Consider the following 13,524-nt stretch of genomic DNA (forward strand, 5'->3'; position numbering starts at 1 on the left):
CCCTACTAACGATAAAGTGAAGCTTTACGAAAGTGCTCATTATCCTTCACTAATCCTAAAACCTACTATTTTTTTCATCTTTTTTCGTCAGTTAACTTCCAATGGACGAAGTGTTTTACATGCAACTTACAATTAGAGGCGTTTGTTCTGACCTAAAGCTCGAATTATTCACTTTTTTTACGCGCAAAAATCTTAATTGGTGTTCCTTCGAACTCAAACGTTTGTCTTAAGCGGTTTTCAAGAAAGCGTTGATAAGAAAAATGCATTAATTCTGGTTCATTCACAAAGAAAACAAATGTTGGTGGTCCAACAGCTACTTGTGTTGCATAATTAATCTTGAGACGTTTCCCCTTGTCGGTAGGCGTTGGGTTCATAGCAACGGCATCCATTACCATATCATTTAAGACACTTGTCGAAACACGAAGATTGTGATTTTCTGATACCTTTTGAACTGTAGGCAATATATGTTGTAACCTTTGTTTTAATTTTGCTGATGTAAACAAGATTGGAGCATAACTTAAAAACAAGAAATGATCACGTATTTTTTGTTCGAAATTTTGCATCGTTTTATCATCTTTGGCAATTGCATCCCATTTGTTAACGACGATAATGACTGCACGTCCTGCTTCATGTGCGTAACCGGCAATTTTTTTATCTTGTTCGATGATACCTTCTTCTGCATTGATGACAACAAGAACTACATCAGAACGTTCTATTGCTTTTAAAGATCGGAGTACGCTATATTTCTCTGTCGTTTCATACACTTTTCCACGTTTTCTCATTCCTGCTGTATCAATAAGAACATATTCTTGTCCATCTCTTTGGAAAGGAGTATCTATAGCATCTCGGGTTGTGCCTGGGATATTACTAACAATCACTCTTTCTTCACCAAGTAACGCATTGACTAACGAAGACTTTCCAACATTCGGACGACCAATTAAGGATATACGAATCGTATCTTCATCATACGGTTCATCTTCTTCATTTGGAAAATGCTTAATTACTTCATCAAGTAAGTCTCCTAACCCAAGACCGTGTGAACCTGAGATCGGTATCGGTTCTCCTAATCCTAACGAATAAAATTCATAGATTTTCTCTCTTTGTTCTGGATTATCAATTTTATTCACACCTAGTACAACAGGTTTTTTAGACTTAAACAACATTTTGACTACTTCTTCATCAGCTCCTGTAATTCCTTCTCTACCGTTAACAATGAAAATAATTACTTCAGCTTCTTTAATTGCAAGTTCAGCTTGTTCGCGCATTTGAACTAATAATGGCTCATCACTTAACTCAATTCCACCAGTATCAATTAGGTTAAATTCACGATTTAACCATTCTCCAGAGCTATAAATTCGATCACGAGTAACGCCTGGCATGTCCTCCACTATTGCAACTCGCTCCCCAACAATACGGTTAAAGATCGTAGACTTACCTACATTTGGGCGCCCTACAATAGCAACAACTGGTTTTGGCATATCCTCACTACCTTTCTTTCTATATTTACATTTACAATTTTTGTTTGTTATGCGGATGATTTTGGTAACACAACTAATCTATTCTAACAAACTTAATAGGCATTCGCCAATTAAATTTATTGAATATCATTCAATACAAGGATACGTTCAAATAGATCAATTAAAAGAGCCATTTATAGTATTAACGAAAAACACGAATATCTTTCCCTCTAGAAGAAGGGAGTTTTCTTACATACTGACTCATAATTTCACAGAACTGTTCAAATATATGCCAACTGATTATGAAAGCACAAGAAATAGCTATTATATCAAAAAAATTCCCAGTTCCAAGTGGTTGAATTCCGTAAATTGTCGTAAGAAATTGCTTGAATAATAATTCACCTTGAACAAGACCTGAAATTGAAACCACAAGTCTGCCACGGAAATCTTTTACTAAGACAATGGTTATAATAGCAACTAAGGTTGCAATAACCCACATCTTATCGATAATTAAAAACATAACAGGGTCATAAAGTTCTACTAAATGGAGACCTGCAAATAAAAACGTGATGACCATTGAAACAAAGAGTGTGTATAATATTGTAAAAAATTTATATTTTGAAATAAGCCAATAACAAAGAAGCGTTACAAGTAAATAAGCTAATGAAACCTCATACATCGCGACTGGAATCGTTTTAGAATATACTACAATAATTGCAAGCAGCCAAAAAGCTAACCATGTTCGAATTTTCGATTTTTTTAAGTAAAACGTTGTAATGATCCAGCTTATCCACATAAACCAAATCCCCTCCATACACTCACCACCTATCTTTACCATTATGTACAATTCTAAAAATGATAATCATCTACGTATAAAATAGAAAAGATGTGAGACACTACTCAGGATTCATAGTTACTTGTAAGGAGGAAGAAAATATGGGAAAAGATCGTCAAGAGAAAAAACTAAGAAAATCCGATAAAGTAGAACTAGACAGGGATCAAGCTTTAAAATACGGTGGGGCAACTAAACTTGAAGGTCCTGACGAAGCAAAAAAACGCCAAAGATAAGTGTAGCATTTGGGTAGGCACATAGTTTTGAAAAATTTTAATTGAAATGCTTTAAGAAGTTAAGTACATGACAGAGAAAAGAGGCCACTAGGCCTCTTTTCGTTCTACTATCTTCTACTATACTCTTCTGGTGATAGTCCTCGTTGTTGTAGCCAATGATAGGTTGGCCCACTAATGACTAAAGGTGTCTTCTGTAAATCAGCAATAATATTCGCTCCTAAAGCAGTCATAAGAAGTTTAATATCCTCATGCATACTTTCGATTTCTTGAACTAAGGCTCCTTCACCTTCATCGATTAAAATTTTCAAGAAATGACCAGCTATACCTGTTGCATCTGCACCTAAGGCGAGAGACTTAACAATATCAAGAACATTTTGAACTCCACCGGATGAAATAACATGTAAATGAGGCTGACTCTTTGTTATTTCAACAAGAGATGCTGTTGTATTAATTCCCCAATCATTAAAAAACTGAAGTGTTTTTTTACGACGCATATTTTCAATTTTCGAGAAATTGGTACCACCGTACCCACCTACATCTACAATAGAAACACCAGCATCCACTAATTTTTTTGCAGACTCTTTACTCATGCCATAACCTACTTCTTTAACAATAACTGGGATAGGTAGGGCATGGACAATCTTCTCGATCCGATCAATTGCCCCTGTAAAATCTCGATCTCCTTCTGGCATCACGAGTTCTTGAACGACATTAAGATGGATTTGTAAAGCGTTTGCCTCAAGCATATCAGCTGCAACCTTAGCTTGCTCAACAGTCGCTTCACTGCCTAAGTTTCCGATAATAATTCCCTTTGGATTCGCTTTTCTTACAATGCTATATGTATCACGTTCTTCAATATTTTTTATTGCTGCCATTTGAGAACCAACAGCCATGCCTATGTTTGTCGCTTTTGCTACTTCAGCAAACCGCTGATTGATATCTTTTGTTCGTTCCCCACCGCCACCTGTCATTGCATTGATAAAAATCGGCGAACTTAGTGAAAGTTCGCCGATAGTAGTAGATATATCAATACTTTGAAAATTACTATTAGGCAGGGTTTGATGAACTAACTGAATATCATTAAATCCATGATTTCTTTCTTGACCAGTATCGATAGCATGGATAATATGTTCGTTTTTCCTGACTGAACGAAGTGTCAACATCATCACCTACGATTTATACTTTTTTAATTGATCTCCAATCATGTCTCCTAAAGAGAACCCTGTATGTTCATCTTCCATTTTCGTATATTGTTCTGATACTTCTTCAACAGCATCTTCTTCGAGGGCGCGAATACTTAAAGATATTCGTTTATCACCTAGATTGATATCAAGAACTTTTGCTTGGACCTTATCTCCCTCAGATAATACCTCTTGAGGTGTTCCAATATGGCGATTGGCAATTTGTGAGATATGAACAAGACCTTCGACACCAGGAGCGACTTCTACAAATGCACCGAAAGAAACAAGACGTTTAACCGTTCCATCGATGACATCACCTGCTTTGATTTCACCTGCAACCGTTTCCCATGGTCCTGGTAACGTATCTTTTAATGATAAAGATACTCTCTCTTTAGTAGCATCTACAGCTAATACTTTGACTTTTACTAGATCTCCTTCTTTTACAACATCAGATGGTTTTTCAACTCGATGATGAGCTAGTTGAGAAATATGTACAAGCCCGTCAACTCCACCTAAATCTACAAATGCACCAAAATCTGTTAAACGTTGGACTGTTCCTTCGACAACATCGCCTTCTTTTAACGAATGAAGTACTGATAGTTTCTTCGCATTCACCTCTTCATCTAAAACAGCACGTTGTGATAGGATGAGCTTATTGTTTTCTGGCTCCATTTCAACTACTTTAAGACGTAACGTTCGTCCTTTATAGTCAGAAAAGTCTTCTACAAAATGTCTTTCAACTAGTGATGCAGGAATAAAACCTCTAACTCCTAAATCAACGACGAGGCCACCTTTAACAACGTCCGCAACTTGCGCTTCAATGGTTTGTTGATTTTCAAACTTTTCCTTTAAATCTACCCAAGCCTGTTCTGCTTGAACTGCACGTTTGGAAAGTACAAGCTCATCATCTTGTAACTTAGTTACTTTTAATTCAACTTCATCTCCAACGTTTAAAACATCGCTTACCTTTTCGACGTGAAGGCTTGACAACTCACTAATTGGAATAATGCCATCCACTTTAAACCCAACATCTACAAAAGCTTGTTTATCCTCTACCTTTGTAACTTTTCCAGTTACAGTGTCACCTACGTTAAAAGACTTAATTGTCATTTCACTGTTCATTTCTTCCACCATTGACGATTGCCTCCTTCAATACCCATTTCATAGGGACGATAATGCTAATTTTTTATTACACCTTTCACATAGTGAAAGAGCTGTGCCAAGAAAAATTTATTGTGATTTATGTGTATGTAGAATGTCTCCAATTGCTTTCATTATATAGTCTGTTACTTCTCCTGCAGAGGCTTTAGCCACACGTAGACTCTCCATTTCTAAAGGTTTACCGTAGATTACTTTTAGCTTATTAAACGGTTTATATGTTCCGATAATTGCACACGGTATGACGACAGCATCGGTACGTAATGCAAAAAAACCAGCTCCCGCTAATCCCTTCCCTAATGTGCCATCTTTGCTCCTAGTGCCTTCTGGAAAAAGCCCTAGAGCTTCTCCGTCTTTTAAAATTTTTAATCCTAGCTTCAAAGCTTGTTTGTCCCCTGAACCTCTTTTTACAGGAAAAGCGCCTACCCCTGCTACAAGACGTCCTAATACGGGAACCTTAAACAGTTCTGCTTTTGCCATGTAATGAACTTTTCTTGGAACGTAAGAACCTAAAAAAGGAGGGTCAAAGTAATGAATATGGTTACAACATAATAAAACAGGGCCATCTTTAGGTATATTCTCTAATCCAATTGTTTCTACTCGGTAAGTTGTAGAGAAAAACGACCTAAACAAACCTCGTCCAAATACATATAAATTCATGAAATTTAGAACCTCTCCTCAACTAAATGTAAAATATTATCTACTACTTCAGGTATCGTCATGTGAGTTGAATCAATAACAACCGCATCCGCTGCTTTCTGCAATGGAGCGAACTTGCGATTGGAATCTAATTCATCCCGACGAGCAATTTCTTCTTTTAATTTTTCGTAATCAGAAGGGTAACCTTTTTGAATGTTTTCTTCATGTCTTCTTTTCGCACGCTCTTCAACTGAAGCTGTTAGAAATACTTTAACCTCTGCTTTCGGGAGAACAAAAGTACCAATATCTCTTCCATCCATTACGGTTCCACCATTTTCCGCTAATGTTTGTTGTTGCTTTACCATCTCTTTACGTACTTCTTCATGACCAGCTACGATTGATACTGTGTTAGTCACTTCACTTGACCGGATTTCTTCTGTCACTTCATCTTCGTTTACAAATACTGAAGTGCCCGATGTTGTTGGTTTCAATACAATTGAAACTCGGTCAAGTAATTCCCTTAATTTCTTTCCATTTTTAGGGTCAATTGAATGTTTCAATGCAATATAAGTTAAAGCACGATACATTGCCCCTGTATCAATATATAAATACGTCAGCTGTTCAGCTACCATTTTGGCAACGGTACTCTTTCCAGCACCTGCTGGTCCATCAATTGCTATATTTGTTTTTCGACTCATAATACACCTCTACTACATTCCATGTCAGTTATTCAATTGCTGTTCCAATAAAGGTAAAATAATCTAATAACACTATCATATCATACCATAATTAGCTAACAAAGGTCTAACTATTCAAACTAATTAACTAATTAACTAATTAACTAATTAACTAATCTTCTTCACTTCTATAAAGTGAAACTCCATCGTGAAGGCTCTGATGGTCATTTGAGACCCACACTGTGTGGGTCTCACGATTGTTACCATAGGACGTGGCGCATTATTGCTAATACTCTCTTTTTATCAATAATTGTTTTTCAAAACAAAACCGAATGATTTTTTGACGATCTTGTTCCTTAATCTCAATAAACTGTAAAGATACACGATCGCTTGATTCAGGTTGTCTTTTGAAAATTCTAACAATCTTACATAAAGTCGGTACGTAATGAATTTCACCAGACTGCATATGAAGAACAAACCAGCACTTGATTTGTCCATGTTCAGGTAGTGTAGTCCCAAATGGTAACGTTATGGCGGCTCCTCCACCACTTATGTCCAACGTTAACGATTTAAATGGACTAAACAAAATATCTTTAGGATGAACTGCAACATCTATTGAAGTATTAATTCTTACATAATTTCTTCTTTGAATTCTCAAATAGGTTTCCAAGCCAGGGTCAGAAAGGATATACATCGGAATATTACCTTTTTTTCGCCCTTGCAGAGCCGTTTCAAAGCTATATATGGCTTGGTCTTTTCCAACAAAAGAAGCATTAAATTGAAAACCTTCATAAAAAAATCCTAATTTACCAGTTGACTCATTTATCGGGTGATCAACAATGATTGTATTTTCTCCCTTATCGACCAAACGACATCTGAATCGATTTTCTTTATGTTCTGCCCCTTCTATTTCATTTCTAGGTTCTAAATGTATCGTTGTGCCTATGTCTATCAAAGGGAAAGAGCCTCCTAATATTTGCTTTTCTCCCTTTATTATGGCATGAATTCAGAAAAAGAAGAAGCAGTTATTCGCTTCTTCTTGTAAAAATTATGCAAGTTCATATACAGGTTCAGCCTGATCTAATTTTTCTACTCTTTCTTCTTCGCCATCTTCAGCATTAATAAAGATGCGATACGTATCGTTATCAATCACGCCATAAAACTCATAACAAAGTACCTCTTCGCCTAAATCATTAACAATAATCGCAACATGGTCATCCATCACATTAAGCTTTCCATTTATATACTTTCTCGCATCTTCTTTAGTTAAATTCGGCTGATCAATTTCACGATCATCTCGGTGATTTAATAAATAATCCTCTGCTTCATAGGCAATCACATCACCATCATCTAATGCAACTTCAATAACGATGTGGTCAGCATATACACGGACATTGTCATCTAAATAAATAAATTCAAACACTCCAATAGAGTCGTATTGCTTACTCTCAACAAGTTGCATTCCTTCAATTCCATTTTCCTCTAGAAACTGTTTTGCATTTTCAGCAGCTTCATTTAAACTAATGTTTTGCTCGGCAATGTCTCGGTGTTGAAGGAACCAAAGGACATGCCCGCCACTTTCAGTTATATCCATATAGTAATTAGTCTCGTGATTTGGATCATCAATGGTTAGACTATAAGCTTTATAAGCTAATCCCTCACCAGTTTCCGCTACTTGTACCTCTACATTTTCTTCAATTCCAATGAATTCTAACGCTTTTTGTCTAGCTTCTTCCTCGGTAATTTTTTCACCATTCAGCCTTTCCGCTAGATCTTCATCATTAAATACGTTCATTTGGGAAAAACCTGCTCCCCAATCAGTCTCACTGTAACCTTTTACCATCTCATTTACATGATCAAATCCGTTTATTACGGTATTGTCTAACGGTTCATTCATCGCTTGAAACTCTTGATCAATGTCCATCCATAGCATATTATTTCTTAATAATGATGCTTGCGCTTTCCTTAATTCATTTCGAATGTCTTTAGATATATCATACAAATGTTCAAGTGTATCATATTCGTCGTCTGTTAACGGTTCCTTTTCTAAATCGCGTACGGCTGTTTTGTAACTGAAGGTCCCTAAATCATGTAAAAATTTTTCGGCTTCATTAATTTCCATCATTCCTAGAGGGAGCTGTCCTATTTCACTTTGAGCATGCGAAGTGACCCTCCAGATATCAGCTAGCTTAGGTGACATGTGTCGCTTCGTATTCATTGCTAACACTGTTCCTAAATCATCCTCTAGCTGATCAACGTGAAATACAAGAGTATGGAATGCGCGCTGATAACCACCTTCTACATTATTTGCAAGCATTGCATTTTGCTGATGTTCAGTAAAACCCCAATAAGATGTCGCAATAATTCCTAGTGCTAATACTCCAATCATAATAGAACGAATCATCTATATCACCTCCAACCTATTTAGCAAATACATGTTTCCCGATTGTCTTAATTTGAGGTCTTGACCATACCCAAGGAGATCTGGCTGTCGCTGGATTAAAAAAGTACAATGCATGTCCTGTCGGGTCTTGACCATTGAGTGCATCCATTACTGCTCTTCTTGCTTCTTCACTAGGGTTATTGTAAATTTCACCGTTTGCAACTGGTTCAAATGCACGCGGTTCATAAATAACTTCAGAGATTGTATTAGGAAAATCTGGACTATTTACACGATTAAGAATAACAGCTGCTACTGCTACCATCCCAACATAAGGCTCACCACGTGCTTCAGCATAAACACACTGTGACATAAGTTGAATATCATTGTCGCTAAAACCATCGGGAACATTCATCGCTTGTTCAATATTTGGTTCATCCCCTGCTGGTGCTTCTGGTGTTTCTTCAGCAGGTACTGGTTCCTCTGGTGCTGGCTCTTCAGCTGGTGTAGGCGCTGGTTCTGCTGGCGTTTCTGGTGTTGGTTCTGGACTCGGTGTTTCTGGTGTTGGTTCTGGACTCGGTGTTTCTGGTGTTGGTTCAGGTGTTTCTGGTGTTGGTTCAGGTGTTTCTGGTGTTGGTTCAGGTGTTTCTGGTGTTGGTTCAGGTGTTTCTGGTGCTGGTTGTGCTGGATCCTTCTGTGTTTGTTGTTCCCGTCTTTGTTGTGCTTGTGGATCTGGCTGAGCTTGTTGACGCGCCTTTGGTTCTGCTTTTTGTTGAGCTTTTTGTCCACGACTTCCTTTTGGACCCTTTTGAATATCTAATGGTGTCGTTCCATAATGAGTGAAAGAACGCCCTTCGTTTAAAGCACGATGAACAAACTCTTTATCGAAATTTGTTGAACGTTCTAGCATTTCTTTCATTTGTGGACCAACTAGGCCATCTACATCAAGCCCAAACTCATTTTGGTAGTTACGGACAGCCCAATACGTGCTCCATCCATAAACTCCATCGATCTTATTTTTATAAAATCCAATGTATTGAAGTCTTGCTTGAAGCTCAACTACATCATCCCCAGTTGCTCCTTGCTGGATCACTTGGTCTGTAAATGCTTGAGCTGTTGGCTGTAGAACACCCCCGAACACGATAACAAAGCACATTATTGAAACAAGGGGGTATTTTAACTTGTTCGCCAATCTCTTCATGATGTTTTTACCTCCTTAAATATGTTACTTTTTCTTAAACATGGATAATTAACCATTTCGTATTGTTATTGTTTGTACTTAAGTGCTTTTTATACAAATTCACGTAATAAATGACAATATTAACAGTTGTACTGAGCTATAAACCAGCTTCGTACCTAGTTTACTCGCTTGTATGCTCCTTTCTATTTAGGAATAATTCTAAATTAAAGATGTAGTTCCTTTCATTAGAAACCCTACATTAAACAGAAAAAAGAATGCCATCTAGCGGCATTCTTTTTTCTGTTTAATTTTATAAAGAAGATAGTACGTTAAAATAACGTCCTTCTGGGTGACTAAACACCATCGCCGTAACGGAAGCTTCAGGTTCCATCATGAATTCTTCTGTTAACTTGATACCGATTTTTTCTGGCTGAAGTAATTTAAATAATTTTGCTTGGTCTTCTAAATTCGGACAAGCTGGGTAACCAAAGGAAACTCGAACACCTTGGTATTTTGCTGAAAAACGATCTACCATTGTCAATTCAACTGGATCAGGAAAACCCCATTGATCTCGTATCAATTGATGTGTTCGTTCAGCAAACCCTTCCGCTAATTCAAGTGCTGTCGCTTGAATCAAGTGACTAAATAAATAATCGCCCTCATCTTTAGCTTTCATCGCTTTTTCACGAACTCCGATACCTGCCGTTACTGCTAAGAAGCCGACATAATCCATTTCTCCACTATCGATAGACCTTACGTAATCAGCTAGACATAAGAACGGCTCATGATTTTGACGAGGGAAAGAAAACCGTTCGATTTCCGTCTTTTCATCTTGAGGGTCATAAATGATAATGTCATTACCCTTACTTTGTGCTGGAAAAAATTGATACATTCCACGCGCTTGCAATAATCCATTAGTTTTCGCTTCATAAAGTAAACTATCGACTTTATCTTTTAATGTATGCGCCTTTTCATCTCCCTCAGCAAGAAGACGACTTACTTTTCCGTGTAGCCCTAAATGTTTACCAAGAAGCATTTGTAAATTAATATACGGTTCAAGATGTGAGATCTTATACTCCTTTAAAATATGCGGTTGCAGATCATTCGGCTTGTGAATAGGGACAACTTGAGATACTTTTGAGCGTGGAAGCTCTGTTGTTACTTTGTTTTTCTTTTCTGTTTCTTCATTTCCGACTTGCTGTAACTTCGTCTGCTTGTCTTCTTCTAGCTTTTTTAATTCATCTTCTTTTACCAATTTGTTTGCTAAATCAAGACCGTTCATCGCATCTTTTGCATAGAGAACGACACCATCGTACTCTCGTGAAATTCGATTATCGGTGAATTTTCTCGTTAATGCCGCACCACCTACAAGAATCGGAATCGAAATGTTTTGTTCTTTTAAGTCTTGTGCAGTGAGGACCATTTGTTGAGCTGATTTTACTAATAAACCTGATAAACCAATCGCATCTGGATTTTCTCGCTTAACTGCCTCAATAAGTTCATTGGAAGTTACTTTAATTCCTAAATTCACAATTTTAAAGCCATTGTTCCCTAGAATAATTTCAACGAGGTTTTTACCAATGTCATGGACATCTCCTTTAACAGTTGCAAGGAGAATTTTCCCTTTACCATTATCACCTGATTTTTTCTCCATATATTGCTCAAGAAAAGCAACTGATGCTTTCATCACTTCAGCACTTTGGAGAACTTCGGCAACAATCAACTCGTTGTTATTAAACAAACGCCCAACTTCATCCATACCGTTCATTAATGGACCATTAATAATATCTAATGGCTCAGTATATTTTTCTAATGCTTGCTTTAAATCTTCAATTAACCCCTCTTTTGTTCCCTCAACGATATAGCTCGCTAATCGTTCTTCAAGTGATAAGTTTGAAGTTTGAACTTTCTTTTCCACTTTTTTCACACGATAAAAAGCAGTAAATTCTGCTAATGTTTCATCATTCGTATCAAATAACAATTTATCTGAAAGTTGTTTTTCGTTTTCTGGAATGGAAGCATAGCGTTCTAGTTTTTCTGTATTGACGATCGCATAATCCAAACCGGCTTGCGTACAATGATATAAATAAACAGCATTTAACACTTCCCTACCAACCTGTGGCAAGCCGAAAGATACATTACTTACCCCAAGGATTGTCAGACATTCAGGAAGAGCTTCTTTAATTAATCGTATCCCTTCTACCGTTTCTTTAGCAGAACCAATATATTGTTCATCCCCAGTACCTACTGGAAAAACGAGTGGGTCAAAAATGATATCACTCGGTTGTAAGCCATATTTATTGACTAATAAATCATAAGAACGCTTAGCTACCTCTAGCTTCCGTTTCGCTGTAACGGCCATACCTTCTTCATCAATCGTCCCAACAACAACCGCAGCACCGTAACGATGTACTAGCGGAATCACTTTCTCAAATCGCTCTTCGCCATCTTCTAAGTTAATCGAATTAATAATCGCCTTTCCTTGTGAATACGTCAGAGCGAGTTCAAGTACTTCTTCATCGGTTGAATCAATCATTAATGGAACTTTCACTTTGTTTACAACATACTTTAAAAAGTGTTCCATATCTTCTTTTTCTTCTCGGTCAGGGTCCGCCAAACAAATATCAATAATATGGGCTCCTTTTTTGACCTGTGAACGCGCTATTTCAGACGCCTCCTCATAAAGCCCATCGGCAATTAAGTTTTTAAACTTCCTTGACCCTATTACATTTGTTCTCTCGCCGACAAATAGTGGTCTCATACTCTCATCATACACTAATGGTTCAATTCCAGAAACCGCATGAGGATGCCCCTCATTTAACTTTCTAGGTTGATATGACTTCATAGCTTCTGACATTGCTTTTATATGTGCCGGTGTCGTTCCACAGCACCCGCCTACTAAATTTAACCAACCTTTTTCTGCAAATGCCGTTAGCTTTTTCGTAAGTGATTCTGGTGTTTCATGGTATTTACCGTCTTCATCTGGTAGCCCAGCATTTGGATAGCAGCTGACATATGATGTTGCCAAGTCTGACAGCGAGCGAATATGATCTTGCATGAACTCTGGGCCTGTCGCACAGTTTAGTCCAACAACTGTAGGTGTCATATGCTCAATGGACAAATAAAATGCCTCAATATTTTGACCTGCCAATGTCGTTCCCATTGGTTCAATCGTCCCCGAAACTAGGATAGGCATCTTCACATTTAATTGTTTAAATGCACGCTCAATTCCTAAATAAGCTGCTTTAACGTTTCTTGTATCTTGACTTGTTTCAAGTAATAAAACATCGACGCCACCTTTAATAAGACCAATGACTTGCTGTTCATACGCTTTAATGAGCTGATCAAACGTTACTCCACCTGTGACGGATAATGATTTTGTTGTTGGTCCCATCGCACCTGCAACAAAGCGAGGATGTTCTGATGTAGAAAACTCTTCCGCTACTTTTTTTGCAATTTGCGCGGCTTTTATATTTAATTCTTCAGCTAAGTGCTGTAAATCATAATCTTCTAGTACGATATCGGTTGCGCCAAATGTGTTTGTCTCAACTATATCGGCTCCTGCTTCAAAATAAGCACGGTGAATATATTCAATGACATGAGGGGCCGTGATGTTTAAGTACTCATTACAACCTTCATACTCTTCCCCACCAAAGTCCTCAGCAGTTAAGTTCGCATCTTGAAGCATTGTACCCATTGCACCATCAAGTACAAGGATTTTTTTCTCTAATTGTTGTTCAAACTTGTTCTTCCCCATAAAAAATCGTTCCTTTCTAGCGTCAGG

Annotated in this window: 11 protein-coding genes; 1 reads left to right on the forward strand and 10 read right to left on the reverse strand. The window is 37.5% G+C overall.

Annotated features, from left to right (window positions below; all coding sequences use genetic code 11):
- Nucleotides 1-164 precede the first annotated feature (164 nt).
- Together der and BK574_RS10015 are read right to left on the reverse strand one after the other, a co-directional pair.
- A complete protein-coding gene (gene der, locus BK574_RS10010) occupies nucleotides 165-1,478 on the reverse strand; it encodes a ribosome biogenesis GTPase Der (protein ID WP_075384782.1) in 1,314 nt (437 codons plus the stop codon).
- A gap of 181 nt (nucleotides 1,479-1,659) precedes the next feature.
- Nucleotides 1,660-2,271 (reverse strand): YphA family membrane protein, encoded by a 612-nt coding sequence (locus BK574_RS10015; RefSeq protein WP_078428505.1) that lies wholly within the window; start codon nucleotides 2,269-2,271, stop codon nucleotides 1,660-1,662.
- Nucleotides 2,272-2,393: 122 nt separating this feature from the next.
- Here BK574_RS10015 and BK574_RS10020 point away from each other — a divergent pair, with 122 nt between their 5' ends.
- Nucleotides 2,394-2,525 (forward strand): YpzI family protein, encoded by a 132-nt coding sequence (locus BK574_RS10020; RefSeq protein WP_075384784.1) that lies wholly within the window; start codon nucleotides 2,394-2,396, stop codon nucleotides 2,523-2,525.
- A 107-nt stretch (nucleotides 2,526-2,632) separates the two neighbouring features.
- Here the strand turns inward: BK574_RS10020 and fni are convergent, their stop codons facing one another.
- The 8 genes from fni to metH form a co-directional block, all read right to left on the reverse strand.
- Complete coding sequence (fni, locus tag BK574_RS10025; protein ID WP_078430827.1) at nucleotides 2,633-3,691, reverse strand: type 2 isopentenyl-diphosphate Delta-isomerase; 1,059 nt, start codon at nucleotides 3,689-3,691, stop codon at nucleotides 2,633-2,635.
- 3 nt (nucleotides 3,692-3,694) lie between these two features.
- A complete protein-coding gene (gene rpsA, locus BK574_RS10030; protein ID WP_075384785.1) occupies nucleotides 3,695-4,840 on the reverse strand; it encodes a 30S ribosomal protein S1 in 1,146 nt (381 codons plus the stop codon).
- A gap of 96 nt (nucleotides 4,841-4,936) precedes the next feature.
- Complete coding sequence (locus BK574_RS10035) at nucleotides 4,937-5,524, reverse strand: lysophospholipid acyltransferase family protein (RefSeq protein WP_078428506.1); 588 nt, start codon at nucleotides 5,522-5,524, stop codon at nucleotides 4,937-4,939.
- Between the two features lie 5 nt (nucleotides 5,525-5,529).
- Nucleotides 5,530-6,201: a (d)CMP kinase gene (gene cmk / locus BK574_RS10040; protein ID WP_075384787.1), complete on the reverse strand. Its 672-nt coding sequence runs from the start codon at nucleotides 6,199-6,201 to the stop codon at nucleotides 5,530-5,532.
- 265 nt (nucleotides 6,202-6,466) lie between these two features.
- Nucleotides 6,467-7,135 (reverse strand): flagellar brake protein, encoded by a 669-nt coding sequence (locus BK574_RS10045; RefSeq protein ID WP_078428507.1) that lies wholly within the window; start codon nucleotides 7,133-7,135, stop codon nucleotides 6,467-6,469.
- Nucleotides 7,136-7,228: 93 nt separating this feature from the next.
- Nucleotides 7,229-8,584, reverse strand: a complete 1,356-nt coding sequence (gene ypeB / locus BK574_RS10050) for a germination protein YpeB (RefSeq protein WP_078428508.1) — start codon at nucleotides 8,582-8,584, stop codon at nucleotides 7,229-7,231.
- Between the two features lie 16 nt (nucleotides 8,585-8,600).
- Complete coding sequence (locus BK574_RS10055) at nucleotides 8,601-9,761, reverse strand: cell wall hydrolase (RefSeq protein WP_078428509.1); 1,161 nt, start codon at nucleotides 9,759-9,761, stop codon at nucleotides 8,601-8,603.
- Nucleotides 9,762-10,050: 289 nt separating this feature from the next.
- Complete coding sequence (gene metH / locus BK574_RS10060; RefSeq protein ID WP_078430828.1) at nucleotides 10,051-13,497, reverse strand: methionine synthase; 3,447 nt, start codon at nucleotides 13,495-13,497, stop codon at nucleotides 10,051-10,053.
- Nucleotides 13,498-13,524 lie beyond the last annotated feature (27 nt).

Source organism: Alkalihalobacterium alkalinitrilicum, from assembly GCF_002019605.1.
Lineage (GTDB): Bacteria > Bacillota > Bacilli > Bacillales > Bacillaceae_F > Alkalihalobacterium > Alkalihalobacterium alkalinitrilicum.

What these genes read in the sequence shown, in the direction of transcription:
- BK574_RS10055 (WP_078428509.1), bottom strand. Translation starts at nt 9,761, where the DNA reads ATGAAGAGATTGGCGAACAAGTTAAAATACCCCCTTGTTTCAATAATG.
- rpsA (WP_075384785.1), bottom strand. Translation starts at nt 4,840, where the DNA reads ATGGTGGAAGAAATGAACAGTGAAATGACAATTAAGTCTTTTAACGTA.
- der (WP_075384782.1), bottom strand. Translation starts at nt 1,478, where the DNA reads ATGCCAAAACCAGTTGTTGCTATTGTAGGGCGCCCAAATGTAGGTAAG.
- BK574_RS10035 (WP_078428506.1), bottom strand. Translation starts at nt 5,524, where the DNA reads ATGAATTTATATGTATTTGGACGAGGTTTGTTTAGGTCGTTTTTCTCT.
- BK574_RS10020 (WP_075384784.1), top strand. Translation starts at nt 2,394, where the DNA reads ATGGGAAAAGATCGTCAAGAGAAAAAACTAAGAAAATCCGATAAAGTA.
- metH (WP_078430828.1), bottom strand. Translation starts at nt 13,497, where the DNA reads ATGGGGAAGAACAAGTTTGAACAACAATTAGAGAAAAAAATCCTTGTA.
- cmk (WP_075384787.1), bottom strand. Translation starts at nt 6,201, where the DNA reads ATGAGTCGAAAAACAAATATAGCAATTGATGGACCAGCAGGTGCTGGA.
- ypeB (WP_078428508.1), bottom strand. Translation starts at nt 8,584, where the DNA reads ATGATTCGTTCTATTATGATTGGAGTATTAGCACTAGGAATTATTGCG.
- fni (WP_078430827.1), bottom strand. Translation starts at nt 3,691, where the DNA reads ATGATGTTGACACTTCGTTCAGTCAGGAAAAACGAACATATTATCCAT.
- BK574_RS10015 (WP_078428505.1), bottom strand. Translation starts at nt 2,271, where the DNA reads ATGGAGGGGATTTGGTTTATGTGGATAAGCTGGATCATTACAACGTTT.